Consider the following 25,330-nt stretch of genomic DNA (forward strand, 5'->3'; position numbering starts at 1 on the left):
TCAATGCAAAACTTTAGTTCAATCTATACAGGAAATTCTGCATAGGAATCCGAATTGTATGGTATACGTATCTGCACCCTGTCAGGTTAATGAGGGGGGCGATACGCGAGATCTCTTGCTTTACCATTTCAACCGGAAGAGCGATGAGACAAATGAAACGAGGAGGAATACACATTGAAACTGGGTCTGCTGGTAATCGATATGCAGAAGCATCTGCTGAACGGGTACGTGGATCAGCAAACGATTGACGGAGCCTGCGAATATATTAATTACACTGCCGGTCTGCTGCGCTCTAAGGGCCATCCGGTCATCCATATTAAAGATGTGGAGGGCGAGGAAGACGTCCATGATGATCGGATCGGCTTTATCCCGGGTATCCAGGTGGAGCCTTGCGATACGGAGGTTCATAAAACTTTTTCCAATGCTTTCTGGAAAACGGAACTGGAGGCGATTCTTGCGGAAAAGGGCGTCGATCTGCTGATCGTATCCGGATTTGCCGCGGAATACTGCGTTCTGTTCACCTATAATGGTGCACTGGAAAGAGGGATTCGGGCAGCCATTCTGCAAAGGGGAATTGTGACCACAAAGCAGGGCGCGGTGCAGGAAGTTTACCGTGACCGGCATCTCATTTCGTATCCTGTCATTGAGGCATTAGCGGAATTGGGTTAAGGCAGGAAAAGAATAAAATGAAGACCCGCATAGAGGGAAGCGATCCCCGCTGCGGGTCTTTGGGTTTCATATCGGTTTTTTCCTATTCGGAGAGATCAACCCTCTTTGCCGGCACTGCCTTGGAATGGGCCTTTTTATCGGTTTGAAAAGGAGCCACGAACCATTGAACCACGATGAGCGCCACAGTTACCCCCATCAAGCCGTAAAGCGCAAACGAAAATGGACCTGCGGCATCGTGGATGAGGCCGAAGATAAAAGGTCCGGCGGCCCCGATCAAATAACCGGCGGATTGCGTCATAGCGGCCCATGATGCGGCTTCATGGCTGGTTGCGGTTGCGTCCATCGGGAGGAGCAGGCCCAGCGCAAACAAAGTTCCGCTGGCCAGGCCGATCAAGGCCGCGGCCAGCCAGGGCAGGGGCGAGAACAGCAGGATCAGACCGGCCAGCTGCGTAAACGACGATACCCATAGCCACAGCAGGCGGGAAGGGCAGCGTCTCAGCAGCCGCTGCAGGATCGTCCCGGCCGGGATCTGCGTGATGGCAAAGATGGTGAGCATGACGGCTGCTTCCGACGAGGTGTACCCCAGGCTTTGCATCACGGGAGGCAGCCAGGCGAGGAGGGAATAGAAGCAGGCTGCCATGAGGCCGAAGTGGAGGGTGAGCAGCCATGCTTCGGGATTCCGCCAAGGGAGGCCGGCGGAGGGAGATACGCTAATTTTTCGCGAACCGGAACGATTCTTCTGGTGCATGGTCCACCAGACGGCGGCTCCGGCAGCCCCGAGTGCCGACCATACCGCTAAGGCGGCTTGCCACGATTGGGAGTCCGACTGGAAGGGGAGGGACAAGCTCGAAGCCAGCGCAGCCCCGAGAGATAGGCCGGCAGAGTAGACGGCGATCATCGCAGGGACGTTGTTGGGAAAATGCAGCTTAATAAATCCGGACAGCAGGGGGCCCATGGCTGCAATGCCAAGCCCTGCAATCAGGGCGGTCAGCAGCAATACGCCGGCCGAGTTCACGAACAGCCGCAGGATCGTTCCGAATCCAATAAGCACTAGGGACCAGCGGATCACGCGTTCAGTCCCCACGCGTCCGGCCAGCTTGGCCGAAACCGGGGATAGCAATCCCATACACAGCACGGGGATGGATGTCAGGAGGCTTGCAGCTGCGGACGACATGCCCAGGTCGTCCCGAATGAGCGCGAGCAGCGGGGATACCGAACTGATGGCAGGGCGCAAGTTCAAAGCGGCCAAAAAGAGAGCGGCGGTAATGAGACCGCCATGGGTTGGTTTTGGAGATCGATGCATAGGCGTCACCTTCCTTCCAGATCATTGCAAAATCCATCCTACCATGCTAGATTGGCTGTAATAAGCACCACTATGGAGCGATTTTGATCATACCAATTTGAAGGAAGGGAGCGGGCCGAGATGCCACAGGGCCATACAGGCGTGCAGGCAGCAGACACCAAAACGAGACAAATCTACTCCTTGCTCAGGGAGCGGATCTTCCAGGGGCAATATTTCGCGGGTATGCGTCTGCCGTCGAGCAGGGAACTGGCGCTGGAACTTGGCGTGTCACGCACGCTGGTCGTCAGCGTCTATGAGCAGCTTGTAGCGGAGGGGTATTTGGAAGGGCGGCTGGGATCGGGGACGTACGTGGTCGATTTAGGAGACAGGAAGCCTGAGCGATCCGAACCCTCGGATCAGAGCCTTCATTCGCCCCGGATGCAGCCCGATGACGGTTACGGTTTTGACGGAGTCGATTTCCGTCCGAGCTTTCCGTCGATGGATCATGTGCCGCGTAAAAAGTGGCGCGAGGTCGCCTATAAGGTCTATGACCAGCTGGACGACCGGGAATACGGATATGCCGGCCCTGCGGGGCATTGGGGGCTGCGCCTGCAGATTTGCGAAATGCTGCTGAATACGAAAGGCATCGTATGCGATCCCGAACAGGTCGTGGTCACGGCAGGTGCCACACAGGCGATCACGCTGTTGTGCAAGCTGCTTCTGCTTCCTGGGGAGACCATCATCTCGGAGGATCCGACGTCCACGTTTATTCATGGGATTTTTCAGACCGCCGGCGCGGACATCGTGCCGGTTCCGGTGGACGCCCAGGGGCTGCGGGTTCAGGATATTCCCGGCCAGGCCCGTCCCCGCCTTGTCTTTGTCACGCCGTCGCATCAGTTTCCGTTCGGCAGCATTTTATCCATCGGGCGGCGAATGGAACTGCTGGAGTATGCGCGCCATACCGGCTGCTACATTATTGAGGATGACTATGACAGCGAGTTTCGATACGCAGGCATGCCGGTCCATGCTTTAAGGGAGCTGGATGCGGAGCGGGTGATCTACATCGGCACCTTTAGTAAAAATCTGTTCCCGGCACTCCGCATCGGCTATATGGTTTTGCCGCGGGACTTGGTCACGCCCATAGAAGGGATCAAGCGGCTTATGGATATGCATACGCCTACGCTGGATCAGGCCGTCCTGGCGCAGTTTATTGCGGATCAGCATCTGCAGCGCCATGTCACCCGCATGAAGCGGGTATACAGCCGGAGAAGAAAGCTGTTGATCCGAAGTTTGGGCGAAACTTTCGGGGACCGGGTGCACGTGAGCGGCGACGCCGCAGGCCTTCACCTGATTGCCGGTTTTCCGGGGCATGTTTTTGGCGAGGAGTGGGTCGAAGCATTGGCGGGAAGGGGTGTCCGGATTTATCCGGCCGAAAAATATGCCATCGTGAAGGGACGGTTTGAGGACCGGCTGATTATGGGATTCGGCGATGTCGCCGAGCAGCAGATTCCGGAAGGGGTCCGGCGTATTGCGGAGGTGTTGAGGAGGCAAGGCGAAATATAAAGAGCCCGGTATGACCTTATGGGTCGTTCCGGGCCTTTTTTGTGTGCGCGAGCCGTTATGCTAGATGCGTTCCGCGAATCGCACCACATCTTCCGGCTCAGCGCGCGTCCGGTAATCCGGATCCACGCTTGCAAAACGGATCACGCCCTGCGGATCGATGACGTAAGTGGCAGGCACGGGAAGCTCCCACGAATCGTCATCGTTGAATTGGTCCAAGGCAATGCCAATGGACTGGTACACCTGCTGCACATCTTCCGCCAGCCGGAAGGTGAGCTGGTATTTCTCCGCCACCTTGTTGTGCAGGTCGCTCAGAACATGATAACCGAGCCCGTTTTTTTCCTGTATGGACAAGGAATGATCCGGCGTTTGGGGACTGACGGCCAGCAGCCGGGCTCCGGCTTCATGAATGCGGTCCAAAAGCTGTTGGTAGGCTCTTAATTCCAAATTGCAGAACGGGCACCATTCTCCGCGGTAAAAGGTCAGAATGACCGGACCGTGCGCAAGCTCCTCAGATAATGTAACGGAGTCGCCTGTCTGATTGCTTAACGTAAAATCGGGCGCGTCATCCCCCACCTTCAGACCGCGTGCGGCGCCGGATGTGCGCAAATCTTCGATGGAACGCTCGAATGCATCGGTAACTGCAACGGGCAGCACTTCCAAGCCGTGCCGGGTTGTTGCCGCCAGTTCGTCTTTCAGCTTCACCTCGGGTGAATCGGACATGTCTTCACTCTCCCTTTATCGGATATGTGCTCATCGTATCGTGATCAGGGAATGAAGCACTACCAGAGGACGGAGCGGGATGCTGGTTAGCGGGATTTTTTTGAGGCGTTACGATTTTCGGATCAGTGTGCCCGGGTTCATGCCGTACTTTCCGCGGAACGCTTCGGCGAAATAACTGGGATTGGAATAGCCCACCTCCATGGACACGTCGGTGACGCTGGCATGAGGTTCTTGAAGCAGGCGGTATGCCGTTTCCATCCGGGCGTCCCTCAGATACCCGAACACGGTGCTGCCGTACCGCTCCTTGAAGCCGGTCTTCAGCTTGAATTCGTTCAGGCCGATCAGGCGGGAGAGCTCCGATAAGGATGGCGGATGGCTCATTCTCTCCAGGAGGATTTCCCTCGCCTGTTCCAGTTTGGACAAATCCGTTCTGGATAATCCGGAGGTCCTTTGCTCTCTGTCAAGAAGCATCGAACGGAACGCATGGGACAGCAGCTCCAGAATGCGGCACTCCAATTCTAAGCTCAGCGAGTCCGGCCGGATGGAGGTTTCCATCATCTGCTGCAGGAGATAGGACGAAGCGGGATCATAGGCTTCCTGGAACATCCGGTAAGGCATCGTCCCGATGATTCGATGAAAATCCACGGACCTTGCCCCCTCGGCATTTTCCATGAAACGATGAAAGGCGGGAACGGGGATGGCAATGCTCATCATCTGAAAGGGCTGATTTTTAGTAAAAGGCATGCGGGCTTCCGCCGGGTTGGCAAACTGAAGGCTCCAACTGCCCGGCCTCATCTCGAATTCCCTGCCGGCGACCTCAACTCTCCGGAAGCCTTGAACACAGCAGCTCAGCTCGACCATAGGCACTTGGGTGTGGAGGGCTACAATATAGTCATCGTTCAAACGAAAATCGACTGCCGCAACCCCCAGATCCTGCCGGGGAGCCAGGCGCTGAACCGATCCTTCTCCCATCCATGAATGAAGATTCATGCGTTCGTACCGGCTCCCTGAACCATGCATCTGCAATCCTTCAAAGAACTGCTTGAAATTATGGTGAACGTCAGCCAGTGCCATTTCCTTTGCACCCATTTCCTGTATATTTGTGATACCATTATACGGCTAAAGCGTTGGATTCTCTATAAGGTAAGGGACGGAAATGGAGAAGGCAAACTACTGCAACGGATGAACAGTGGGGGGATTGGATGGAGCCGATGGAGGAGCGGATACGCAAACTATTTGCCGAAATCAGAGAGTGTGTTGGATATGACCGGGCTGAGCCGCTGGAGAAGGGATATTCGGATGCACGGAAGTTTATTTTGTATCAGGCCGATACCCCGGTGTATCTGTTGCGGGTACATGAAGGAAGCGCGTATGCCAGACATCGGGTGGAGTTCGAGCTGCTCCGGAAGCACGAAGCGAATCAGGTGCGCTGCTCCAAGCCGCTGGTGGTGGAACTGGCCCGGCATCTTGACCTCTGCTATTTGCTGCTGTCTTACATCCCCGGTGTTAGCGGGGAGGAGGTTTTGCCCGGATTATCGCCGGAGGCTCAACTTCACCAGGGGGCCGCAGCCGGGAAAGAACTAAAAAAGATCCATGAGGTCACCCCTAATTTCCCCATAGCCTGGGCGCCACAGCGTACAGAAAAATACAGGCAGAAAAAGGAGAAGCTCCGGGGACTGGGCCTTCGTTTCCACCGCCAGAGCTATTTGGAGAGCTACATAGACGATCATTTGGACCTGCTTAAAAAGAGTCCGGTGACCTTTCAGCATGACGATTTTCATCCGTCCAACCTGATTTTTCAAAATCATCGGCTTGCCGGCGTGATCGACTTCGGCCGATTTGATTGGGGAGACCCGTGGGAGGAATTTTTCAAACTGCCGAAGTACACCTGCCAGATCAGCCCGTATTTTGCGAAGGGCCAGGTCCACGGATATTTTCATGATTGCATTCCGGATGACTTTTGGCCGAAATACAATCTGTTTGTGGCGCTGAATCAGCATGCGACCTTGATCGGGGGTGCCCAAAATGATAGAGTTCAGGAAACGATGGAAAAGATTGAGCGGACGATCGACACGCATGATTTTCGAAACGGGGCCGCCGGAATGGTACCGCCTGCAATAGAAGGACGGGGCGGATCCCTCTATCAAAGAAGTACCCTACACACTTATGATTTCTAAAGGAAAGGAGCGGATCGGTTTATGCTGGATGCACGTTCTTTATATTTGCGGAGCGTGATGCTGAGGAGAGAGGAAGTGCCGTCCTTTCGCGCGTATCCTTTCAGCCTGCCGGCTGTCCATGACTTTCACGGCTTGTCGTTTCAACAGCCGGTAACGTTTATCGTCGGCGAAAACGGATCGGGCAAATCCACCCTGCTGGAGGGTATGGCAGTGGCCTGGGGTTTTAATCCCGAAGGAGGCACGATTAATTTTTCCTTTGAGACGATGTCCTCCCACTCGGATTTGCATCGGTACATGCGGCTCGTGCGCGGCGTCGTCCGGCCGAAGGACGGCTTTTTCTTCCGGGCGGAGAGTTATTATAACGTGGCGACGAATATCGACCAGTTGGATGAGGATATGGAAGTACCACTACCACTCATTAGGAATTCCTATGGAGGCAAATCGCTGCATGAGCAGTCCCATGGCGAAAGCTTTTTTGCGACGTTTATGCACCGGTTTGGGGGAAGAGGGCTGTACCTGATGGACGAGCCGGAGGCCGCGCTGTCTCCATTGAAGCAGCTCTCCATGCTGTCCCGGATTCACCAGTTGGTGAAGAAGCGGTCGCAGTTCATCATCGCCACGCATTCGCCGATCCTGATGTCATACCCCCATGCGGAAATTTGGCTGCTGGATGATCAAGGCATGCGCCCGGTGAAGCTGGAGGATACGGACCATTACATAATTACTCGAAAAATGATGGAGAGTCCGGAGCAAATGCTGGATATTTTGCTGGAGGAAGATCCGGAATCGTAAACAAACAAAGGCCGCTCCCGTTAATCGGAAGCGGGCCCTTTTCATATAAGAGCGAAGCTTAAGCCCGCTTAACCCGCACAGGCAGGCTTACCAGTCCTTGGCCGGCGGCGGAAGGCGTCAGATTCTCTTCCAGCTGGAAGCCGGGAACCGGCTCGATCATCTCAAAATAATCCATGAACAGCTCCAGCCCGATATTCGCCTCCAAACGGGCCAGCGGCGCGCCCATGCAGAAATGCGGCCCATTCCCGAAGGTCAGATGCTTTTTGCTGTTCGGACGGTGGATGTTCAGGGTAAAGGGATCTTCAAACATCTGTTCATCCATGTTGGCGGCGCTCATCCAGGCGACGACGACATCGCCCTTTTTCAAATCGACGCCGAGCACGTTGTTATCCTGCTTGACGGTCCGGTCCATTTTAGTAATATTGAAGCGGTACCGCAGCATTTCCTCCACGGTGTTCGGAACAAGCTCCCGGTTCGCCCGGACTTCCCCGTAAATCTGGTCGTTATCGTACAGGAACGAATAGAACGTGTTGGCGAGCAGATGGCTCGTCGTTTCCACGCCGGCTCCCAGCAGGAACATCGTAGAGCGGACGATCTCGTCATCCGTGAACCGTTCTCCTTCCACGTCGGCCTGGATCAGGTCGGAAATAATGTCATCGCCGAGCTGGGATCTTTTTTGAACAATATAAGGAAAAAGGTAAGTATAGTACTCTGTGGCAGCCTGGCGCTTCAGTTCGCCGATTTCCGCTGCTTTGTCTTTGTTATAAGGAAGAAATAAGGTGTCCACCCACTCTTTGAACAGCAGGCGGTCTTTGGAAGGCACCCCGAGCAGATCCGCCATCACAATGACGGGCAGTGCGCCGGTAAAGTCCTTGACCACGTCGATGACCGGGGCATCGCCCATATCATCGAGCAGCTGGCGAACGACCTCGTGAATCCGCGGCTCCCACAGCTTCAGGCTTCGCGGCGTAAAAGCGGCAGACAGCAGGGAACGGCGTTTCCGGTGCTCCGGCGGATCGGCATTGATCGTGTTGATTTTGTCGTTTCCCCGGCCTTCGTCATTGTCGGCGCCGACGCTGATCGTCGTGCGCGTTCTCACGCTGGAGAAGTACTCATAGTCGCTGAGCACCCGTTTGACATCTTCGTAGCGGAATACGTTCCAGGTATTCGTGGCTTCGTTGTAGCTGATCGGCTCGTTCTGCAGCTTGTGCCGATACCAATCGTACGGGTTGAATTCTTCGGATCGTGACCGGAATTGGGTAATATCAGCCAAAGCAATGATTTCTTGCATTCCATTCCCTCCCGTTTTGAAGAATAGTGATCCTCATGTTTAAAATATCATATGTTAATTTAACATATCGGACAAAAGGGAGCCACAGCCCAACGCCCCATGACTTTGGGTGCAGTGAAATGCGGAGTTTGTCGGAATTCGTTGAAGAACCCTACCCGAATTGGTATGCTATTAAATACATAAACCCGGAAAGCAGTCATTTCAGACGAGAGGGCAGGATCTATGTATATCGACTTACTTATTTTAATCCAAATTGAAAAATCCCCCAAACACGGGTACGAAATCAAAAAAGAGATCCAAAAAGACCTCGGCTATTTGATGGATGTGAACCATAATCTGCTGTACCCGGCGCTGCGCCGGTTTACGTCGGGAGGGGCCATCATTAGGAAACGCCATGAGCAGGAGGGCCGGCCCAGCCAGTATGTGTACGAAATTACGGATGCGGGCAGGGCGAAAATTGCCGAGCTGATCAACGTTTTTACCGAAAAAGACGCCAAGCATGAAATTGAGTTCATGATCCGGGTATCTCTGTTTGACCGCATTTCCCGTGAGAATCGGCTGAGAATTCTGGATATGCGTAAAAAAGACCTCGAATCCCTTCTGGCTGCCATTCAGCAGCGGCAAGAACAAAACTTGGCGCATGAAATGTTCCTGAATGAGGTCCTTCAGCACACGATATCGCGGGTTGAAGGGGAGATCCGCTGGATCGACGAGCTTGTCCGCAAGACAAATAATGATCAATAGGATGCCTCCCGTGTTGACGGGAAGTATTTTTAGACGATTCGGTGAAAAGGAGGGGGAGCATGTGAACCCCGAATCAATAGAGGACATTCTCGGACTGATCGCCCATATCTCGCCGCAAGCAAGAGACTATGCAGAACGGGCTGTTCGGGATAATAAGCTTGCGGTTATATATCATAAGCATTCGGAGTATGAACATGGGGTCTTTTGTATCGCCGAGGATGATCAATGCGTTATCGCATATTTTGCATTTATCCAGGAGGCGGATTCGGATGTCCTCCTAGATCTTATTGCGAATACCATGACTCCTTATCTTCAGCAGCAAACAGGTACCCAAGAGCTGTGTTTCAATTTATACGGAGAGAATACCCAGGCGATCCATTTCGTCCGTCAATTGGGCTTTCAAACGGATATGGAGGGCTATCATTTGTATTATGACGGGCCGCATGAACCCGATATATCCAATACCGGTCTCATTATAAATACATATGATGCAAGTATGCTGACTCCTTTGGCCGACTTATTTGACAGGGCATACAACGCATTAAATCAAGAAAACGGCTGGCCTTTGGATCAACACCGCATAAATATACGTTTATTTCATGAAAGGTTGGAGGATAAGGTTCGAAATGATGAATTTCGTTCATTTTGGAAGGACGGAAATCTGATCGGGGCTTATATCATTTCTGGTGAATATATTCAGGACATCGTTGTAGCACCGGATCAACAAAACCGCGGGTATGGCAGTACGATTCTTACTCACTGTATCCGGCAAATGGCGAGCAGAAAGATCCCACGAATCTATTTGCGCATCGCCAAATCCAATCAAGGTGCCAGAAGGCTGTATGAGAGACATCATTTTAAAGAGGCGGCGAGCTTTGCGGAACACACCTGGAGAGCAATATAAAAATGGATATTGTTAAAAAACCTAAAGGCAGCCGGATTACACCGGCTGCCTTTTCTGTTACCTTGCGTTTGGAAGGGTTACGTCCGGATCTGTATCCTTGCCGTAGTCGATGCCGTCCGTCTCAAAGCCGAACAGCTGAAAAAACTCGCGCCGGTACTCTTTCAGATCCGTCAGATCATATACATTATTCGTTGTGACTTGATCCCAAATCCGGGCCACTTCCTCCTGAACATCCGGTCGCAGCTCCCAATCGTCGATGCGGATCCGGCCCTCCTCATCTACCGACGTGCCTCCCTCGCGGTACAGTTTGTCGGCAAACAGTCGGTATGACTGCTGGATCGTATTTTCGTGGATGCCCTTTTCCTTCATCACTTTATAGAGCGCGGCAATGTACAAAGGGAAGACCGGAACGGCTGCAGCCGACTGGGTGACCAGGGCCTTGCTGACGACGACGTAAGCTCTGCCGCCCAAGCCGGACAGCTCACGGGTCATTCGCTGCGCGGCTGCCTCCAGATCCTCTTTGGCTTTTCCGATCGTGCCTTCCCGGTAAATTGCCCGGGTGAGATCGGAGCCGATATAGGAGTAGGCGATGGTCACCGCTCCGTCGGCCAGAAGGTCTGCCTGCCGAAGCCGGTCGATCCACCGCTGCCAATCGGCGCCTCCCATCACGGCGATCGTTTGGTCGATGTCATCGCCTTCCGCTGGTTCGGTCGTGACTTCGTCCGTCACTTCACCGGTATGAAAGTTCACGGCCTTACCGGTGAAGGGCGCCCCGATCGGCTTCAGGACCGAGTTGTACGTCTTCCCGCTGTCCGGATCGGTACGCCGGGACGAAGCTACGCTGTACACGACGAGGTCTACCTGGCCGAACTCCTTGGCAATCGTGTCCATGACGCGGTCCTTCGTCTCCTCCGCGAAGGCATCGCCTGAGATGCTGGTTGATTTCAATCCGGCTTCTGCGGCCCGCCGCTCAAAAGCCGCCGAATTGTACCAGCCCGCCGATGCGGTCCGTTTGTCCCGGGCGGAGCTGGGACGGAAGACGCCGACCGTGGCAGCTCCCGCGCCAAAAGCGGCGGTGATCCGTGCCGACAGGCCGTAACCAGTAGAGGCTCCGATGACCAGGACCCGCTTCGGGCCGTTCAATTTAGGCTGCCGCTGTATGTAATCGATCTGCTCCTGTACCTGCTTGGCACAGCCCTCCGGATGCGCCGTCGTGCATATAAAACCGCGGGTTCGGGGTGTAATGATCATGGGGGATGCGTCCTTTCTTTGCGAAGTTTAAGCTTAGGAATATTGTACCTCTCTTATTTTGAAAAGAAAAACGGGTGTCTGCCGGACATCGATGTTAAACACGGGAAAAGCTGAATCGGAGCCTACAAGAGTTTTCCCGGGAAAAGGGAGGTTAACGGAGTAGAGAGAGCGAAGCAATATACGAAGGAACATCGGATGGAGTTCGTCCAAATTTTAATAGAACGCAGATTGGGAGGTTGAAGAACAATGATGGATGAAATGACGCAGCGAATGAAGGTGTTGACCGAGTGTGACGGGGTACCCGGACACGAAGGCGCCGTTCGTACCCAAATGAAAAGCTATCTTGAATCGCTTAGCGAGGAGCTGGTGATGGATCGGCTCGGCAGCGTGTTTGGGGTGAAAACCGGCCTTGCCGGGGGACCAAAGGTGATGCTTGCCGGCCATCTGGACGAGATCGGATTTATGGTCACCCAGATCACGCCGAAAGGTTTTTTGCGTTTTAACCAGCTTGGCGGCTGGTGGGCGCATAACGTTCTTTCCCACCGGGTGAAAGTAAAGACGCGCAAAGGCGAATACATAGGCATCATCGGCTCCAAGCCGCCCCATGTGCTGGAGGCCGAGGAGCGGACCAAGGTCATGAAGCTGAAGGATCTGTACATCGATATCGGGGCAAAAGATGAGGCAGACGCCAAGGAGATGGGGGTTCGTCCCGGCGACTGGGTCGTACCGGTGAGCGATTTCTTTACGATGCGCGATGGCGAGCTATGGGCGGGCAAAGCGCTCGACAACCGCTCCGGCTGCTCGCTGGCGGTCGAAATCCTGTCCCGTCTGCAGAATGATCAGCATCCGAACGTCATTTATGCGGGAGCGACGGTACAGGAGGAAGTTGGCCTCCGTGGTGCGGGAACGGCCGCCAACCTCATTCAGCCGGACGTGGCCTTTGCACTGGACGTCGGTATTGCGCATGACACGCCTGGCAGCGAATCGAACCCGATGAAATGCAATATGGGCGACGGACCGCTGGTGCTCATTTTTGACGCCTCGATGATTCCGAATACAGCGCTGCGGGACCTCGTGATCGACACGGCGGAGGAGCTGGGCATTTCCCTGCAGTTTGACGCCATCACCGGCGGAAGTACGGACGGCGGCCGGATTCATACAAGCGGCATCGGCTGCCCGACCCTGTCCGTGGGGTTTGCCACGCGTTACATCCACAGCCACAATTCTGTGATGTCCAAGTCCGATTTCAGTCAGGCCGCTGACCTGCTGACGGCGGTGATCAAGAAGCTGGACCGCGAAACGGTGGATAAGCTGATCGGGTAGGGCGGGGGAACGCGTCGTACTCCATTTTTTCGCGAATGGTTGAAAGGAACTCTTTAAATGAGCACAGGAAGAAAATGGGCAGTTATGATCATTGCGGTGATCATCGTCATTTTGGGCGGGTACAGGATATATGCATTGAACTATTCGGATGAAGGCATTATGGATCATGTATTCCGCCATGAGGGGTATGCCGTGAATCTCGCAAAGGAGAAGGTACCCGTCAAAATTTTCGTCAAACCGGAGTGGATTGCATTCGGGCATGATGAACGGAAGGATTTAAAAGTCGAAGTCCTAGAGCTGAACCATACGCGTATCCTGCTGGACAATGTGTGGAATCGGGGGAATGACATTTATTTCAGTTTCGAGGCGTTTCCCGGATGGGATCATCGATCGGGTGAATTTATGTATAACGGTAAGCTTAATCCGGACGGTTCCGTCACAACCCAGGGACCGAACCTCCGGTTAACGGACATGAGCGGGCAAGAAATTCCCTTCGGGCAGTCGGGCCAAGGTCCGGGGATATCCTTTTCCTTTGGGATAAATCCGGAATATCACCATTTGATCCGTGATGGATTTTATGTGCAGTACAGCGATTTTAATGTGTATCGTTATGCGAAGAAAATCAACGAGGAGTGGCTGGGCTATGATTCAATTTTCCATTGACCGGATCACCGTGTTTCAAAGCGCCTTGTTTCAGACCACCTCTACCGTCATTCAGTTGAACGAGGGCGTTCTGATCGTGGACCCGAATTGGCTTCCCGGCGAGATCGAGGAAATCAAGGAACACGTTGGCAAGATCCGGGGGGATCGGCCCTGCTATCTGCTGTTTACCCACGGTGACTTCGATCACATTATCGGTTACCGTGCTTTTCCAGGGGCAGTCACGATCGGAAGCGAGGGCCTGAAGCACCATCCGGAGAAGGAGCATAAGCTGCGCCTGATTCGCGATTTTGACGCGACTTACTATGTCACCAGGGACTACCCGGTGGAGTTCCCTGAGCTGGATATCGTGATTACCGGCGACGGTCAGCAGGTGCCGATCGGCGGTGATACGTTGACTTTCTATTTAGCGCCGGGACACACGGCGGACGGTCTGTTTACTGTTATCGATCCGCTCGGTGTGTTTGTGTCCGGAGACTATTTATCCGATTTCGAACTGCCTTTTATTGAAGATAGTGCACGATCCTATGAGCAGACCTTGCATAAGGCTGGCCGGATTCTGAAGGAGCATGCGGTGCAGTGGCTGATTCCCGGTCACGGCCAATACACGGCTGATCGTCCGGAGATGGAGCGGAGGGCGAGCGTGGCGCTTGATCATATCGAGCGGCTGAAACAGGCGGTGCTTGCGGATGACCGGGAGGCGCTGGAACGGCTGCAGCAGGAGCACGGATTCGTGTCCGAATCGACCATCGCGAGTCATGAGGAGAATGTCGGAATCATTCGGCGAGAATATTCGGGAACAGAGTCCGGTTTTCATTGAGAAGGCTTGCCCTTTTGACTAAAATGGAATAAAACGTAAAGCGTTAGACATCGTGGATATGTTCTGACGCTTTATTTTTTGAGTGGGCTGAGGTGTAACCAAGCTGCCGAAAGGAGCGAAGGCCAATGACGTTGGTTCTGTACCACTATTTTGAAGCCGAACTGGGCTCGTTTCGAAACCTGTCAAGCCTGCCGCTGGAAGAAGCCCATGAAGTTTTGGGGCGGATCGTCCAGGATGGAAAGACGTTTGCCAGCCAAAGAGCAGGTGATTACATGGAAACGAGGCTCAAACTGGAAGTCCGGGCCAGAGAGTCGTTTATAGCCAAAGGCGGCCAGCCTGCAAACCCGTATCCGCATTACATGACCCTCGGACCGTGCGATTGGCTGCGTTCCTGGTATGTGGAGCCAAACGTGGTTCAAATCGGCTGGGACGAATTTGATGATCGTTCGATCAGTTTTACGTACGGCGATCTGTTTCCGACGATGCGCTACGAAGATGGCAAGCCCTACCGCAAGCAGGTGTATACGAAGGATGAAATCCGGGAAGTCATCGCCAGGTACGGGTTTCCACAGGAATGGAACAAGCACGGGGACCGGGGGCCTGAACGATACATTGAGGCACAGATTTGGGACGAAAAAGTGATTGGAAGTTACCATCCATCTATTAAAGGAGGTCTGTAAGCATGGCAAAGGACAATCAGAATTCGGCGGAAAGCGGTTTGCCCAAGCTGGCCCAGCCGGCGGTTCGCGCGCTCCGGAATGCGGGAATTATCCGGCTTGAAGAGGTCGCGAATCTCACCGAACCGGAGCTGAAGCAGCTTCACGGTATCGGACCTACGGCGGTAGAGCAGCTTCGGCAGGCACTGGCCGACAAGGGGCTGGATTTTTCCAAATAAGGAGCTGCTCAAAAGAGGAGCAATGATCGGATCGGAGGGAACTCATGGGTATTGATGAAATTATAGAGCTATCTCCTTATCAGGATAAATGGAAGGAAATCTACGAACAAGAGAAGAGGAAGCTGGAGCCTGTGTTTGCGGAACAAGCGGTGGAGTTTGCCCATATCGGGAGCACGTCTGTCGAAGGGATGACGGCCAAGCCGATTGTCGATATCCTGATCGGCCTCAAGGAGCTCCAAATTGGCGAGTGGACAGACCGGCAGCTGGTTTCCATGCAGTATGAGCATATGCTGGGAGTGCCGGGGCGGATTCATTACCGTAAACGTACCGGGCTGAAGATCAATCTGCAAATTACCGAGTGGGACTCCACCATTTGGCGGGATAACCTGCTATTCAGGGATTACCTGCGCTCCCATCCGGAGCAGGCGCATGCCTATGCAGAGGCAAAACGGAACACGTTGGCAAGGGGCATCAACACGTTGTTGGAATATTCGGATGAAAAATCCGGAACGATTGCTGGGCTGTTAGAAAAAGCGCGGGATTGGGCAAAAGGCTGATTTCGCATCAGGAGGGAGGATGCAGCTATGCGCATTATCGTTACAGGCGGCGCTATCATTCAGGATCAAGCCGGCCGCATCCTCATGCAGCGCAGGTCCGATTATGGGGATTGGGGATTGCCCGGCGGTGCGATGGAGCCCGGAGAAACGATTGAGGAAACGATGAAGCGGGAAGTGCTGGAAGAGACTGGACTGGTCGTCCAGAGTCATGAACTGATGGGAGTCTACAGCGGGCCTAAAATGCAGTATACCTATCCCGACGGGAACGAGGTCGTGTTTGTCATGTTCATCTTCAAGGCGGAAGCAAAATTGCAGGGGAGGCTGTCTGATAACGGAATAAGGCTTCTTTTTCGGGATCTCCATCAGGAGTCGCTTCAGCTTGAATTCAAGTCCATGGATGAAATCGAACAGTTGCCGATCAGTTCGGTTCAGCGGCCTGTGTTTGAAGATTTAAAACAAAGGCAAATTGCCATATTAAGGAGCTAGAATTATGAATCCAATCACGGTACGGACGTATCAGGATAAACATATCCCCGCCGCACAGGTGAAACGGCTGTATGAGCACCTGGGCTGGTGGCCGGAAAGAACGTTGGCCGATATCGAATCCATGCTCGGTTCATCCATTGCTGTCGGCGCCTGGGACGAGGACAGGCTGGTCGGGTTTGCAAGGGCGGTCTCGGATGGCCTGTTCCGTGCGTATATCGAGGATATGGGCGTGCATGAGGATTACAGAAACCGGGGTCTGGGACGGGAGATCGTCAACCGCATCACAGCCGAACTGGGAAATATCCACGTGATCAGCTTATTTTGCGAAAGCGGCCTGGTGGATTTTTATAAACAAGCCGGCTACAAACCGACCCGGCAGGTTGTCATGCATAAGAGTCACGAGGCAGCGAAGGTGACAAAAAGGGAAAAGAACGATGAGCGCGCTTGATGCTTTGCGATTTCCGATAGGTTCTTTTGAGCCCGTGATCGCCCCCTCCTCTCAGCAGCGCGAAGATTGGATCGGGCAAATTCCGGAATTGAGCGGCAAGCTGCAAAGCGTTCTAAACCATTTTCTGAAAGAGCAGCTTGATGTTCCTTACCGCCCTGAAGGCTGGACGGTCCGGCAGATCGTTCATCATTTGGCGGATAATGATATGAATGCGTATATTCGTTTTAAAAGAGCCCTGACCGAGCAGGAGCCTCTGGCAAGTTCATACCGGGAAGACCTATGGGCTGAGCTGCCGGATTATATGGATCTGACCATCGAGCATTCATTGTCACTGATTGAGCTTCTGCATTACCGTTTTTATAGACTGCTGCTAAAGCTGACTCCCGTGGACTTTCGCAGAACGCTGCGAACTGAGGTGCTCGGAACGGTCACGCTGGACACGGCCCTGCAAAGGTTCATCTGGCATCATTGTCATCATGCCGCCCAGATTTCCGCTTTTGCCGCGAGAATAAATAGGAATCAATGAACAATGATCAAGCCTGAAAGGACGTCATAAATATGTACATAAGCAAAGAACTGGCCGATATAATGGAGAAATCCGAAATCGATTACATGATCGACCGGATGAAGGCGATTCAGGAACGGCCCGGCAATCCGATGGGAATCGACATCCAAACCTTTGGCGGGGCTACCGCGTTCTATAGTCAAGCGATGCCGTGGCCGCAGTTTAATACGGTGAAGGGGATGGGAGAGCAAGAGGCGGAGCACCTGGATGAAATTATGGATTTTTATCGGAAGCGGCAGGGCCGATGCCAATTTGAAGTGGCTCCTTCCAAATCTCATCCCAAGCTGATGAAGGCTCTCTTTGATCGAGGTTATTACCAGGCCGGGTATCACGCAACCATATACGGCGAACCGCGGTCTTGTGAGACAGTAAGAGAGCATATTACGATCCGGGAACTCGCTGCGGACGAAATGGACTTATATGCCGAAATTCACTGCCTGGGCACCGGTCTGCCGATATCAGGCAAACATCATATCGCCGACAACAACATCGTACTTTATGACAGAGATGGCTGGAAATTCTATGCGGCATGGGTCAACGGCAAGCCGGCGGGCGTAGGCGTGATGTATATTCAGGATGAATCGGCTTCGCTTACGTTTGCCACTACGTTGGAAGAATACCGAAACCAAGGGGTTCAGCAGGCACTTTTGGAAAAAAGGATCACCGAAGCGTATCGAAGCAGCTGCCGGATCGTGGTCGGCCAGGCGGCCTACGCCTCGACCAGCCACCGCAACATGGAGCGGGCAGGTCTGAAGCTGTGCTATACCCGGGGAACATGGGTTCAGGCATAAGCTGCCGGTTGATGTGTAAATAATCCACGGTTGAGCGTTTTTGCTGATGGCTATTTTTTCGGAGGAGGAATGTCATTTGAAAAGAGTGCTGCCTCTATTTTTTGCTTTCATCTTCCTCATTCCGCTATCTATCGCCTCTGCAAGCTGGGCTTATCCATTTGTCGTTTACTCCGGACATATCTACCAGGTCACCGAACAAGCCGTTCAGCCCGAGGACGTCGGCCAAAAAATTGGCAAAGTCACGAAGTATTCGGACCGGGAAGGGACGTACCGGGGGAACTTCTCTAATAGTTATCCCAAAGGAACAGGTTACTACGCCATTCAAGGGCGGAGCAGCCAGGAGGCCATCGCGGTTCGAACCGGTGACAATTCGTACATTCTGGCGATTGAGCAGGGAACTTATTCCGAAGGTCTGGAGAGCCAAACGCATTGGTGGTTATACACGGGAATGGGTATCGTCATTGTCGCTTGCTTTGCGTGGGCGGCCAGAGTCATGCTGAAAAGGAGAGCTCGGGAGGGGAGCAAGTGAAGCGAAAATATGCCGACCGGCAGGGTTGGCGGCGTGTCCTGGAGAGAGACTTTGCCTGCAGGTCGCTATGGTCCGATGAATTTAATGGGCATGTGACAATCCTCTCGATTCGTCAAATCAGCGAGCCTCTTGTCGTGCAGATGAAGAGCCGGAACCTGTGCCTCGCGGATCAGGGATATGTTTGGATGCAGCACTTTCCGGAAGAGGAGCACTACGCGGTCACCACCATGTTTAATGCGGAGCGTGAGGTCATCCAATGGTACGTAGATATAACGAAACGGAACGGCCTGAGCGGGGAGGGCATTCCTTATTGGGATGACCTGTATCTGGACTTGGTCGTCTTTCCTGATGGCAGCTATGTGATCAAAGATGAAGACGAATTGAGCGAAGCACTTCGCAGTTCGAAGATTACGGAGGAGGACTTCAGGCTCGCGTACCGAACCTTGAATGGGCTGTTGCCCCAAATCGAGACGGGGACCCATTGGATATGGAACCATAGTAAGAAACATCTGGATTGGATGCTGGAAAGGAATGAGCCAAGCGGAGCAGATTCCAAGGGAGGTGATTACGCGTGAACAAAGGTATACCGTATTTCCTGATGATTTTGGCCGCGCTGGTCCTTTTGGTGCAAAATCATCAGGATGTATCCGTGGGGGACATGATATTCTCAAGCTTGGGTTTGGATCCATGGATTGGGAGTCCGACGCCAGGCTCGACCCGATATCATCTGCCGGTCATCGCCGGTTTGGCATTGCTCGTCGCAGGCATATTTGGTACCGTGAGATTGTACCGCGCCAAGTACCCGCGGATCCTCAGCTGGATTTTGCTGGCCTGCATCGCGGTCATTTATGCGTTTCCTCTGATCACCAGGGCAATCGGTTCGTTATGAAGATCGTACAATATATAAATAGAAGAGGCAGGGGATGTTATTGACAGATTTTCAGAAGCACATGGAAAAATACGCGGAGCTGCTCGTCCAAGTGGGCGTGAATGTGCAGCCGGGTCAGGTGCTCTATGTGGAGTCACCTATAGAGTCGGCTGATTTTGCGCGGCTGGTTACGGCCAAAGCCTACCAGGCCGGGGCCAAATATGTACAGTTGAACTGGCGTGACGAGACCGTGGTGCGTATGCGCTATGACCTGGCGGGGCCGGAGTCGTTTGCGTTCTATCCCCCTTGGACGGCGCACATGATGGAGAGCATTGCGGAGTCCGGGGGAGCGGTTCTTCTGCTGGACGGGGAGAACCCGAATTTGTATGAGGGCGTAGATCCGGTGAAAATATCGGCTTCCCGGAAAGCCGCTGCCGCCGCCCGCCGGAACTATCTCGGGTACGTGCGCACCAATCGGATCAGCTGGTGCATCGTCAACGTGCCGAGTCAGGCTTGGGCGGATCAAGTGTTTGCCGACCGCCCGCAGGAAGAGCGGGTGAGTGCCTTATGGGAATCGATCTTCCGGATGAACCATATCGACGAAGAGGATCCGGTGGCTGCCTGGCAGACGCACACTCAGCATTTACGGGCCGTCACCGATAAGCTGAACGCCAAGCAGTACCGCAGGCTGCATTACAAGGCACCCGGCACCGATTTGACGGTCGAACTCGTTCCGGGACATATCTGGCTTGGCGGCGGCCAGGTCAACCAGAGCGGGATTCCGTTCGTGGCAAACATGCCGACCGAGGAAGTATATACGATGCCGCACCGCACGGGAACAAACGGAACGGTGTCGAGCACCCGGCCGTTTGTGCTGAACGGTCAGCTGGTGGACCACTTTTCCCTGACGTTTCGTGAGGGGCGTGTGGTGGATTTTGGGGCGGAGACCGGATATGAGGCGTTGAAGCAGTATTTGGATGCCGATGAGGGGACACGGTACTTGGGCGAAGTCGCGATCGTACCCCATGATTCGCCGATCTCCCGTCTGAATCGGATCTTCTATAACGTGGGCATTGATGAGAACGCGTCCTGCCATTTTGCGCTCGGGAACGCGTATCCGACCAATTTGCAGGGCGGGGCGGGACTCGGCGATGAGGAGCTGCTTGCCCGCGGGGCCAACGTCAGCATGCAGCACGAAGATTTTATGGTCGGGTCGGCGGACCTGAGCATCGATGCAGAGCATGAGGACGGCTCGATCGAGCCGCTGCTTCGAAACGGAAGCTGGGTGTGAGCGATGATCACCTTTTCGGAAGGGCAGAACAAATTTAACTTTCGGGTTGCGGGAATCGCCGTTCACTGCCACCGGATTTTGCTGCACACAACGCTGCAGGACGATTTCTGGAACCTGCCTGGCGGGCGGGTGGAGCTTCAGGAATCGACGGACCAGGCTCTTATCCGGGAGATCCGGGAGGAGCTGGGCATCGATATACAGATAGACAAGCTGTTGTATGTCAACGAGGATTTTTTCGAATACGATCGAATGCACTACCATGAAATCGGATTTTATTACACATTTTCTTTTCCCGAGGGCCATGAAATTCTGGAGCGGGAGGGCGAATTTCCAGGGATTGAGGATGGCGGCAGGCTTATATTCAAATGGTTTACGGTTGAGGAATTACAGGACTTGGCGGTATACCCGAAAGAGCTGAAGACGGACATAAAATCAATGATTGATGGCAAATCTGTCTTGAAACATCGGATTCATCATCCATAAGGATACAGAAAGCGGGCAGGGATGAGTCCCTGCCCGCTGCTTTATTAATTATTTTACTGATCCCGATTGGCTCTGCTGGATGCCTGCGGTATGCTGTATGATCGCATCCAAAATCACGCCCCAGTCGCCCAGATGCAGCTCATGGCCGGTTCCTTCCAAGGTTACCAGCCGGGCGCCCGGAATCTCCCGGACCAGCGCTTCCCCGTGGGCATAAGGAATAATCGGATCCTCCGTGCCATGGATAACGAGGGCCGGCACCCTGATGTCCGGTACCCGGGCAATCAGTTCCTCCCCGCCGGTCAGCAGGCCATGGTTGAACATGCTCGCCGTCCAACTGCGGGTCCGCTGCAGCTCCCGTGCGGCCAGCCGGCGGACTTTATCCTCGTCCGGAGCATGCTTAGACCCACGGAGCAAGTTCCATTTTTGGACGCTGAAATTCAGCACCTCCTGTTCGTCCTCCCAATTGACCTGACCGGCCGAAGCAAAAAAAGCAGCAACCTTCTCTTCCATTTCCGGCAGACTCGGGTCACGGAACGAAGAAGTCATGATCAGCGTATCGCTCAGCACCCGCTCGGGATACTTGATCGTAGCCATCAGCGTCAGCAGGCCGCCGAGCGACATGCCTGCCAAATGGGCCCGGTCAATCCCGTAGGCGTCCAGCACGCGGATGGCGTCATCGGCCATGTCCTCTAAGCCGTACTGCGGGTTACCTGGCTCATCGTTCATCGATTGGCCGACGTCCCGGTTGTCGTAACGGATGACAAACCGTCCCGCGTCAGCAAGCCGCTGGCAAAATTCGTCCTCCCACCAGATCATCGAGGCTGTGGCGCCCATAATGAGCAGGATCGCCGGATCTTCCTTTCGTCCAAAGCTTTCGGTGCACAGTTCAATACCATCCATTTTAATGAGTTGTTCTGTCATTTGTGTATCCTCCTTAGATTTCAATTCACGCCTACCTGGCGCTCTTTTTCTTCGTTGTTGCTTTCGGCCAGCGATAAGAGGGGACCTTTTCCCGCATCGTATCAAAGACGTTGGCCCAATCCCGCTCGCGCAGCAAGCATACAGGGGTATTCCGGTCCACCTGGATTTGCTGCAGCAGGTGCCTCATTTGCACAGGTGTAAAAATCCCAGCCAGCGCTTCGCTCACCGGCATTGCCGGGTCGTCCAGCGCATATTCGGCCAATCCGCCGAACGCATGATGATGCCGCGATTCCACCCAGGGCGATTTCCGTCTCCGGATACGGAGAAGGGCTGCGTCCACTTGAGGTGGAGGTGAAAAATGGCGCCGGGGCACGACCTTCACCAGTTCGAAGTCAAAGCACATCCGCCACTTGAGCAGACGCGAGCTGCGAATCTGCCTTGCCGTAAATCCCTTGGCCGCTCCGTGCTGTACGATCAGCACCGCTCCCTGGAACGAAGAACCCGGCGGATCGAGCAGCTTCTCGAGAATGAATGTCGTCATAAAAAATGGAATGTTGGCTACGACATGAAACGGCTCCTTTGGAAAATAAGCTTCGCGAATGTCTCTTTCAATAACGGCCACATTGGAGCCGGGAACTGCCTTTTGCCGAAGCGTGGCGGCGAACGCGGCATCGTTCTCAATAGCCAGCACTCTGCCCGCTTTCTTCGCGAGCGGGAACGTGATGGCTCCCCGCCCGGCGCCCAGATCGAGCACTGTGTCGGCGGATGTGACCTCAGCCATTCCGATCATGTCATGAATGACCGGCTCATAGTGCAGCAGGTGCTGTCCTTTTACTGTGGGTTTCTCTATGTTCAAGCGCGTCTTTATATTTCGTTGTCGATGTTTATGCATCCATGAATCCCTCCGTTATTCAGCGATGGTTTCTGCCATCGGCTGAGCTGTGAAGTGGAGAGACTCAGGATAACGTCGCGGAATCCGGCGGGATTCGCCGAATGATTGGTCACCGCGCGGCCGGATTGGACTGCATGAAGGAGCAGTTCATCGGCGTATAAGCCCGGCTTTCTTTGAAGCGGCGGGTGGCGGCGCATACGCATCGACCAAGCGATTTTTTTCCTGAGCAAAAGGGAGGTTACCTGGCAAAAAGGCAGACCTATCCTGAGTTTCTCTGTACACAGCAAAGCCAACGGCTTTTTTTCTTAGCAGCTGTACACCATGCGAACCCGGATAAACTGATCTACCACACGTAACCCTCCTTGCCCGAAATGATCGTTAGCGTAAAAACAAACACAAAAAAACACAGGCTATCTGCCTGTGTTAACGTTTCGCGAAAGGACCGCCCGGTCCAAGGAACAATAGCTCCTTCGGCCGCAGGATATAGGGTCTTACATGAACGCCGGTTCATGCCTGGAGGGCAGGGGAATGCTGTCATTCCTGTCCTAGAGGGCACAATCCGTAATTCATTCATGTGAGATGAATTTTTAAAGGCAGGCCGGACATCATGAGCTTTCTGCTGACGACATTCCGGCCACGAGAGTGCTGAAGCTGTGGGTTACCTTTAAAAAAGGGCAGACCAATCCTGAGTCCTCCGCGTACAAGCAGAGAATTTTGCAATATGTTAGTTGCAAAACGTGCGAACCCGGATAAACTGATCTACCACACGTAACCCTCCGTTCTTCGTAAATTACTAAAAGGCTACCATATCAATCCATTTTTAGCAAGTACCTGGCGAAGAAAGGGTCTGGGGATTAGCCGTCGAATAGGTAAAATACATTGCTTGCGGCAATTTTGCTAATGACTGTCATTACGCGTCATGGAAAGGAGGTCGTCAGCATCAAACAGATTATCGCTATGGGTGGCGGAGGGTTTTCGATGGAACCGGCTAACCTTTTGCTGGATCTATATATCCTCCGGCAGGCGGACACCGGCAGTCCCAAGGTTTGCTTTGTACCGACGGCGAGCGGTGATGCGCAAGGGTATATCGATCGTTTTTATGATGCGTTCCAGCGCCTGGAATGCACACCATCCCATCTTTCCCTGGTTCAGCCACCCACCGTCGATCTGGAAGACTTTATTCTGGATCAGGACATCATTTACGTCGGGGGCGGCAATACGAAATCAATGCTTGCGGTATGGAAGGAACGAAGCGTGGATCGATATTTAAAGACCGCCTGGGAGAATGGGGTTATTTTATCCGGCTTAAGCGCCGGTTCCATTTGCTGGTTTGAGGAAGGTGTCACGGATTCCGTCCCTGGTGAGCTAACCCGGCTGGAAGGTCTCGGTTTGCTTCCAGGAAGTCACTGCCCCCATTATGACGGGGAAGCGGACCGCAGGCCCGGTTATCAACGACTGATCCAAAGCGGTCAAATCGGCGGAGGAATAGCCGCAGATGATGGAGCAGCACTGCATTATGTGGATGGGATTTTTCACCGGGCAGTCAGTTCGCGTCCAATGGCCAAAGCCTTCGAGGTGCAAGCCGTGGAAGGACATGTGATGGAAACGGTTATTCCGACCGTATATTTGGGGAGCGGACCGGGCCATGATCTAAACCGGGAATCCCGCTGACCAGTAAGGAGGATGAAACTTGGGCACGAAAGCCGTTTTGTTCGATCTGTACGAGACTTTGATCACCGAATTTGCGGATGGCCGCCGGATATCGGGCCGCCGCTACGATTACCCGGGTCTGCTGGGCCTGAGCGAGGAGCAGTTCAAGCTGGAGTGGAGGAGACGGGTGGAACAACGGATGCGCGGGGAGTTCGCAACCTTTCCGGACGTCATCCGGGATATTTGCCGAGGCAGGGGGCTTGATGCGGACGAACAGGCTGTGCAGTCGCTCTACCAGGCAAGGATCCAAGAGAAGCGGATACCTTTTGAGGCCGTACGTCCTGACATTTTGGACATGCTCGAAACCCTTCGGAGCCATGGCTGGAAGCTGGGACTGATCAGCAACTGCTCGGAGGAGGAAGTCCTGGGCTGGGGAGATTCCCCGCTGGCCGGGTATTTTGATGACGTTATTTTTTCATACGAGGTAGAATGCTGCAAACCCGACCCCTCCATTTATGAACTCGCGTGCCGAAGGCTGCAGATGCAACCGGAGGATTGCGTTTTTGTAGGGGATGGAGGCTCCGGGGAGCTGGATGGGGCGCATCAGGCAGGGATGAAGGTGTTCCATGCGGTCTGGTTCAATCCCTATGTGGAGAGCCGGTACGTCCAGCTGTCGGCACCCGTGCAGCTTGCCGCCGCATTGCCTGTATCATAGCCAAGCCGGGCATGAGTTTGTATCACTTCCACAGGAGGATGAG

Annotated in this window: 31 protein-coding genes; 23 read left to right on the forward strand and 8 right to left on the reverse strand. The window is 53.8% G+C overall.

What is annotated here, in order from left to right:
* Nucleotides 1-174 precede the first annotated feature (174 nt).
* On the forward strand, nt 175-669 hold the full coding sequence (locus tag CJP46_RS10050; RefSeq protein WP_094595471.1) for a cysteine hydrolase family protein: 495 nt from the start codon (nt 175-177) through the stop codon (nt 667-669).
* 82 nt (nt 670-751) lie between these two features.
* Here CJP46_RS10050 and CJP46_RS10055 read toward each other — a convergent pair whose 3' ends face one another.
* Nucleotides 752-1,972 (reverse strand): MFS transporter, encoded by a 1,221-nt coding sequence (locus tag CJP46_RS10055; RefSeq protein ID WP_094595472.1) that lies wholly within the window; start codon nt 1,970-1,972, stop codon nt 752-754.
* A 120-nt stretch (nt 1,973-2,092) separates the two neighbouring features.
* Between CJP46_RS10055 and pdxR the strand changes: the two genes are divergently transcribed.
* Nucleotides 2,093-3,514 carry a MocR-like pyridoxine biosynthesis transcription factor PdxR gene (pdxR, locus tag CJP46_RS10060; RefSeq protein ID WP_094595473.1) on the forward strand — a complete coding sequence of 474 codons (1,422 nt, stop codon included), beginning with the start codon at nt 2,093-2,095 and terminating at the stop codon, nt 3,512-3,514.
* A 60-nt stretch (nt 3,515-3,574) separates the two neighbouring features.
* On the opposite strand, the gene CJP46_RS10065 is transcribed toward pdxR, so the two are convergent.
* On the reverse strand, nt 3,575-4,234 hold the full coding sequence (locus tag CJP46_RS10065; protein ID WP_094595474.1) for a peroxiredoxin-like family protein: 660 nt from the start codon (nt 4,232-4,234) through the stop codon (nt 3,575-3,577).
* Nucleotides 4,235-4,342: 108 nt separating this feature from the next.
* Nucleotides 4,343-5,308 carry a helix-turn-helix transcriptional regulator gene (locus CJP46_RS10070; protein ID WP_094595475.1) on the reverse strand — a complete coding sequence of 322 codons (966 nt, stop codon included), beginning with the start codon at nt 5,306-5,308 and terminating at the stop codon, nt 4,343-4,345.
* 128 nt (nt 5,309-5,436) lie between these two features.
* Here CJP46_RS10070 and CJP46_RS10075 point away from each other — a divergent pair, with 128 nt between their 5' ends.
* Nucleotides 5,437-6,411: a phosphotransferase family protein gene (locus tag CJP46_RS10075; RefSeq protein ID WP_094595476.1), complete on the forward strand. Its 975-nt coding sequence runs from the start codon at nt 5,437-5,439 to the stop codon at nt 6,409-6,411.
* 21 nt (nt 6,412-6,432) lie between these two features.
* Entirely contained in the window at nt 6,433-7,203 is a 771-nt protein-coding gene (locus CJP46_RS10080; RefSeq protein ID WP_094595477.1) for an AAA family ATPase, read from the forward strand.
* 58 nt (nt 7,204-7,261) lie between these two features.
* Here the strand turns inward: CJP46_RS10080 and CJP46_RS10085 are convergent, their stop codons facing one another.
* Nucleotides 7,262-8,494: a cytochrome P450 gene (locus CJP46_RS10085; protein ID WP_094595478.1), complete on the reverse strand. Its 1,233-nt coding sequence runs from the start codon at nt 8,492-8,494 to the stop codon at nt 7,262-7,264.
* A 222-nt stretch (nt 8,495-8,716) separates the two neighbouring features.
* On the opposite strand from CJP46_RS10085, the gene CJP46_RS10090 reads away from it, so the two are divergent.
* Both CJP46_RS10090 and CJP46_RS10095 read left to right on the forward strand, forming a co-directional pair.
* Nucleotides 8,717-9,238, forward strand: a complete 522-nt coding sequence (locus CJP46_RS10090) for a PadR family transcriptional regulator (protein ID WP_094595479.1) — start codon at nt 8,717-8,719, stop codon at nt 9,236-9,238.
* Nucleotides 9,239-9,299: 61 nt separating this feature from the next.
* Entirely contained in the window at nt 9,300-10,142 is an 843-nt protein-coding gene (locus tag CJP46_RS10095) for a GNAT family N-acetyltransferase (protein ID WP_179281114.1), read from the forward strand.
* Between the two features lie 57 nt (nt 10,143-10,199).
* On the opposite strand, the gene fabV is transcribed toward CJP46_RS10095, so the two are convergent.
* A complete protein-coding gene (fabV, locus tag CJP46_RS10100) occupies nt 10,200-11,393 on the reverse strand; it encodes an enoyl-ACP reductase FabV (RefSeq protein WP_094595481.1) in 1,194 nt (397 codons plus the stop codon).
* A 246-nt stretch (nt 11,394-11,639) separates the two neighbouring features.
* Between fabV and CJP46_RS10105 the strand changes: the two genes are divergently transcribed.
* The 15 genes from CJP46_RS10105 (at nt 11,640) to CJP46_RS10175 (ending at nt 21,109) form a co-directional block, all read left to right on the forward strand.
* Nucleotides 11,640-12,716: a M42 family metallopeptidase gene (locus tag CJP46_RS10105; protein WP_373557977.1), complete on the forward strand. Its 1,077-nt coding sequence runs from the start codon at nt 11,640-11,642 to the stop codon at nt 12,714-12,716.
* A gap of 57 nt (nt 12,717-12,773) precedes the next feature.
* Entirely contained in the window at nt 12,774-13,379 is a 606-nt protein-coding gene (locus tag CJP46_RS10110; RefSeq protein WP_143812953.1) for a hypothetical protein, read from the forward strand.
* Entirely contained in the window at nt 13,360-14,196 is an 837-nt protein-coding gene (locus CJP46_RS10115; protein ID WP_094595483.1) for an MBL fold metallo-hydrolase, read from the forward strand. Before CJP46_RS10110 ends, CJP46_RS10115 begins: the two co-directional genes overlap by 20 nt.
* A 125-nt stretch (nt 14,197-14,321) precedes the next feature.
* Nucleotides 14,322-14,876, forward strand: coding sequence for a hypothetical protein (locus tag CJP46_RS10120; RefSeq protein WP_094595484.1), 555 nt, complete (start codon nt 14,322-14,324; stop codon nt 14,874-14,876).
* A gap of 2 nt (nt 14,877-14,878) precedes the next feature.
* The gene (locus CJP46_RS10125; protein WP_094595485.1) at nt 14,879-15,091 is read left to right on the forward strand and encodes a helix-hairpin-helix domain-containing protein; all 213 of its coding nucleotides are present in this window, start codon (nt 14,879-14,881) and stop codon (nt 15,089-15,091) included.
* 44 nt (nt 15,092-15,135) lie between these two features.
* Entirely contained in the window at nt 15,136-15,648 is a 513-nt protein-coding gene (locus CJP46_RS10130; protein ID WP_094595486.1) for a GrpB family protein, read from the forward strand.
* 27 nt (nt 15,649-15,675) lie between these two features.
* Nucleotides 15,676-16,134: an NUDIX domain-containing protein gene (locus CJP46_RS10135; protein ID WP_094595487.1), complete on the forward strand. Its 459-nt coding sequence runs from the start codon at nt 15,676-15,678 to the stop codon at nt 16,132-16,134.
* Between the two features lie 4 nt (nt 16,135-16,138).
* A complete protein-coding gene (locus CJP46_RS10140; protein WP_094595488.1) occupies nt 16,139-16,582 on the forward strand; it encodes a GNAT family N-acetyltransferase in 444 nt (147 codons plus the stop codon).
* Nucleotides 16,569-17,108 carry a YfiT family bacillithiol transferase gene (locus CJP46_RS10145; protein ID WP_094595489.1) on the forward strand — a complete coding sequence of 180 codons (540 nt, stop codon included), beginning with the start codon at nt 16,569-16,571 and terminating at the stop codon, nt 17,106-17,108. The genes CJP46_RS10140 and CJP46_RS10145 overlap by 14 nt, the downstream gene beginning before the upstream one ends.
* Before the next feature lie 32 nt (nt 17,109-17,140).
* Nucleotides 17,141-17,938 carry a GNAT family N-acetyltransferase gene (locus CJP46_RS10150; RefSeq protein ID WP_094595490.1) on the forward strand — a complete coding sequence of 266 codons (798 nt, stop codon included), beginning with the start codon at nt 17,141-17,143 and terminating at the stop codon, nt 17,936-17,938.
* Nucleotides 17,939-18,014: 76 nt separating this feature from the next.
* On the forward strand, nt 18,015-18,467 hold the full coding sequence (locus CJP46_RS36500; protein WP_179281115.1) for a hypothetical protein: 453 nt from the start codon (nt 18,015-18,017) through the stop codon (nt 18,465-18,467).
* Nucleotides 18,464-19,042 (forward strand): ribonuclease FAU-1 family protein, encoded by a 579-nt coding sequence (locus CJP46_RS10160; RefSeq protein WP_094595491.1) that lies wholly within the window; start codon nt 18,464-18,466, stop codon nt 19,040-19,042. The genes CJP46_RS36500 and CJP46_RS10160 overlap by 4 nt, the downstream gene beginning before the upstream one ends.
* Nucleotides 19,039-19,356 (forward strand): hypothetical protein, encoded by a 318-nt coding sequence (locus CJP46_RS10165; RefSeq protein ID WP_094595492.1) that lies wholly within the window; start codon nt 19,039-19,041, stop codon nt 19,354-19,356. The genes CJP46_RS10160 and CJP46_RS10165 overlap by 4 nt, the downstream gene beginning before the upstream one ends.
* Before the next feature lie 40 nt (nt 19,357-19,396).
* Nucleotides 19,397-20,626, forward strand: coding sequence for an aminopeptidase (locus CJP46_RS10170; protein ID WP_094596126.1), 1,230 nt, complete (start codon nt 19,397-19,399; stop codon nt 20,624-20,626).
* Nucleotides 20,627-20,629: 3 nt separating this feature from the next.
* Nucleotides 20,630-21,109: an NUDIX hydrolase gene (locus tag CJP46_RS10175; protein ID WP_094595493.1), complete on the forward strand. Its 480-nt coding sequence runs from the start codon at nt 20,630-20,632 to the stop codon at nt 21,107-21,109.
* A 48-nt stretch (nt 21,110-21,157) separates the two neighbouring features.
* On the opposite strand, the gene CJP46_RS10180 is transcribed toward CJP46_RS10175, so the two are convergent.
* From CJP46_RS10180 to CJP46_RS36150, 3 genes are read right to left on the reverse strand one after another with little or no spacing between them, the layout of a single operon-like run.
* Nucleotides 21,158-22,030, reverse strand: a complete 873-nt coding sequence (locus CJP46_RS10180; protein WP_094595494.1) for an alpha/beta fold hydrolase — start codon at nt 22,028-22,030, stop codon at nt 21,158-21,160.
* 31 nt (nt 22,031-22,061) lie between these two features.
* Complete coding sequence (gene erm, locus CJP46_RS10185; RefSeq protein ID WP_094595495.1) at nt 22,062-22,922, reverse strand: 23S ribosomal RNA methyltransferase Erm; 861 nt, start codon at nt 22,920-22,922, stop codon at nt 22,062-22,064.
* Nucleotides 22,895-23,152: a hypothetical protein gene (locus CJP46_RS36150; RefSeq protein ID WP_179281116.1), complete on the reverse strand. Its 258-nt coding sequence runs from the start codon at nt 23,150-23,152 to the stop codon at nt 22,895-22,897. Before CJP46_RS36150 ends, erm begins: the two co-directional genes overlap by 28 nt.
* Nucleotides 23,153-23,861: 709 nt before the next feature.
* On the opposite strand from CJP46_RS36150, the gene CJP46_RS10190 reads away from it, so the two are divergent.
* The gene (locus CJP46_RS10190; protein WP_179281159.1) at nt 23,862-24,593 is read left to right on the forward strand and encodes a Type 1 glutamine amidotransferase-like domain-containing protein; all 732 of its coding nucleotides are present in this window, start codon (nt 23,862-23,864) and stop codon (nt 24,591-24,593) included.
* Between the two features lie 19 nt (nt 24,594-24,612).
* The gene (locus tag CJP46_RS10195; protein ID WP_094595496.1) at nt 24,613-25,287 is read left to right on the forward strand and encodes an HAD family hydrolase; all 675 of its coding nucleotides are present in this window, start codon (nt 24,613-24,615) and stop codon (nt 25,285-25,287) included.
* Nucleotides 25,288-25,330 lie beyond the last annotated feature (43 nt).

The organism is Paenibacillus sp. XY044, assembly GCF_002257645.1.
Taxonomy (GTDB): Bacteria; Bacillota; Bacilli; order Paenibacillales; family Paenibacillaceae; genus Paenibacillus_AQ.

Bases quoted from the DNA above. Each gene is read 5' to 3' on its own strand.
- erm (WP_094595495.1), bottom strand. From the start codon at position 22,922: ATGCATAAACATCGACAACGAAATATAAAGACGCGCTTGAACATAGAG.
- fabV (WP_094595481.1), bottom strand. From the start codon at position 11,393: ATGATCATTACACCCCGAACCCGCGGTTTTATATGCACGACGGCGCAT.
- CJP46_RS10055 (WP_094595472.1), bottom strand. From the start codon at position 1,972: ATGCATCGATCTCCAAAACCAACCCATGGCGGTCTCATTACCGCCGCT.
- CJP46_RS10120 (WP_094595484.1), top strand. From the start codon at position 14,322: ATGACGTTGGTTCTGTACCACTATTTTGAAGCCGAACTGGGCTCGTTT.
- CJP46_RS10075 (WP_094595476.1), top strand. From the start codon at position 5,437: ATGGAGCCGATGGAGGAGCGGATACGCAAACTATTTGCCGAAATCAGA.
- CJP46_RS10180 (WP_094595494.1), bottom strand. From the start codon at position 22,030: ATGACAGAACAACTCATTAAAATGGATGGTATTGAACTGTGCACCGAA.
- CJP46_RS10135 (WP_094595487.1), top strand. From the start codon at position 15,676: ATGCGCATTATCGTTACAGGCGGCGCTATCATTCAGGATCAAGCCGGC.
- CJP46_RS10115 (WP_094595483.1), top strand. From the start codon at position 13,360: ATGATTCAATTTTCCATTGACCGGATCACCGTGTTTCAAAGCGCCTTG.
- CJP46_RS10175 (WP_094595493.1), top strand. From the start codon at position 20,630: ATGATCACCTTTTCGGAAGGGCAGAACAAATTTAACTTTCGGGTTGCG.
- CJP46_RS10110 (WP_143812953.1), top strand. From the start codon at position 12,774: ATGAGCACAGGAAGAAAATGGGCAGTTATGATCATTGCGGTGATCATC.
- CJP46_RS10140 (WP_094595488.1), top strand. From the start codon at position 16,139: ATGAATCCAATCACGGTACGGACGTATCAGGATAAACATATCCCCGCC.
- CJP46_RS10130 (WP_094595486.1), top strand. From the start codon at position 15,136: ATGGGTATTGATGAAATTATAGAGCTATCTCCTTATCAGGATAAATGG.
- CJP46_RS10090 (WP_094595479.1), top strand. From the start codon at position 8,717: ATGTATATCGACTTACTTATTTTAATCCAAATTGAAAAATCCCCCAAA.
- pdxR (WP_094595473.1), top strand. From the start codon at position 2,093: ATGCCACAGGGCCATACAGGCGTGCAGGCAGCAGACACCAAAACGAGA.
- CJP46_RS10065 (WP_094595474.1), bottom strand. From the start codon at position 4,234: ATGTCCGATTCACCCGAGGTGAAGCTGAAAGACGAACTGGCGGCAACA.
- CJP46_RS10150 (WP_094595490.1), top strand. From the start codon at position 17,141: ATGTACATAAGCAAAGAACTGGCCGATATAATGGAGAAATCCGAAATC.
- CJP46_RS10070 (WP_094595475.1), bottom strand. From the start codon at position 5,308: ATGGCACTGGCTGACGTTCACCATAATTTCAAGCAGTTCTTTGAAGGA.
- CJP46_RS10085 (WP_094595478.1), bottom strand. From the start codon at position 8,494: ATGCAAGAAATCATTGCTTTGGCTGATATTACCCAATTCCGGTCACGA.
- CJP46_RS10080 (WP_094595477.1), top strand. From the start codon at position 6,433: ATGCTGGATGCACGTTCTTTATATTTGCGGAGCGTGATGCTGAGGAGA.
- CJP46_RS10125 (WP_094595485.1), top strand. From the start codon at position 14,879: ATGGCAAAGGACAATCAGAATTCGGCGGAAAGCGGTTTGCCCAAGCTG.
- CJP46_RS10145 (WP_094595489.1), top strand. From the start codon at position 16,569: ATGAGCGCGCTTGATGCTTTGCGATTTCCGATAGGTTCTTTTGAGCCC.
- CJP46_RS10105 (WP_373557977.1), top strand. From the start codon at position 11,640: ATGATGGATGAAATGACGCAGCGAATGAAGGTGTTGACCGAGTGTGAC.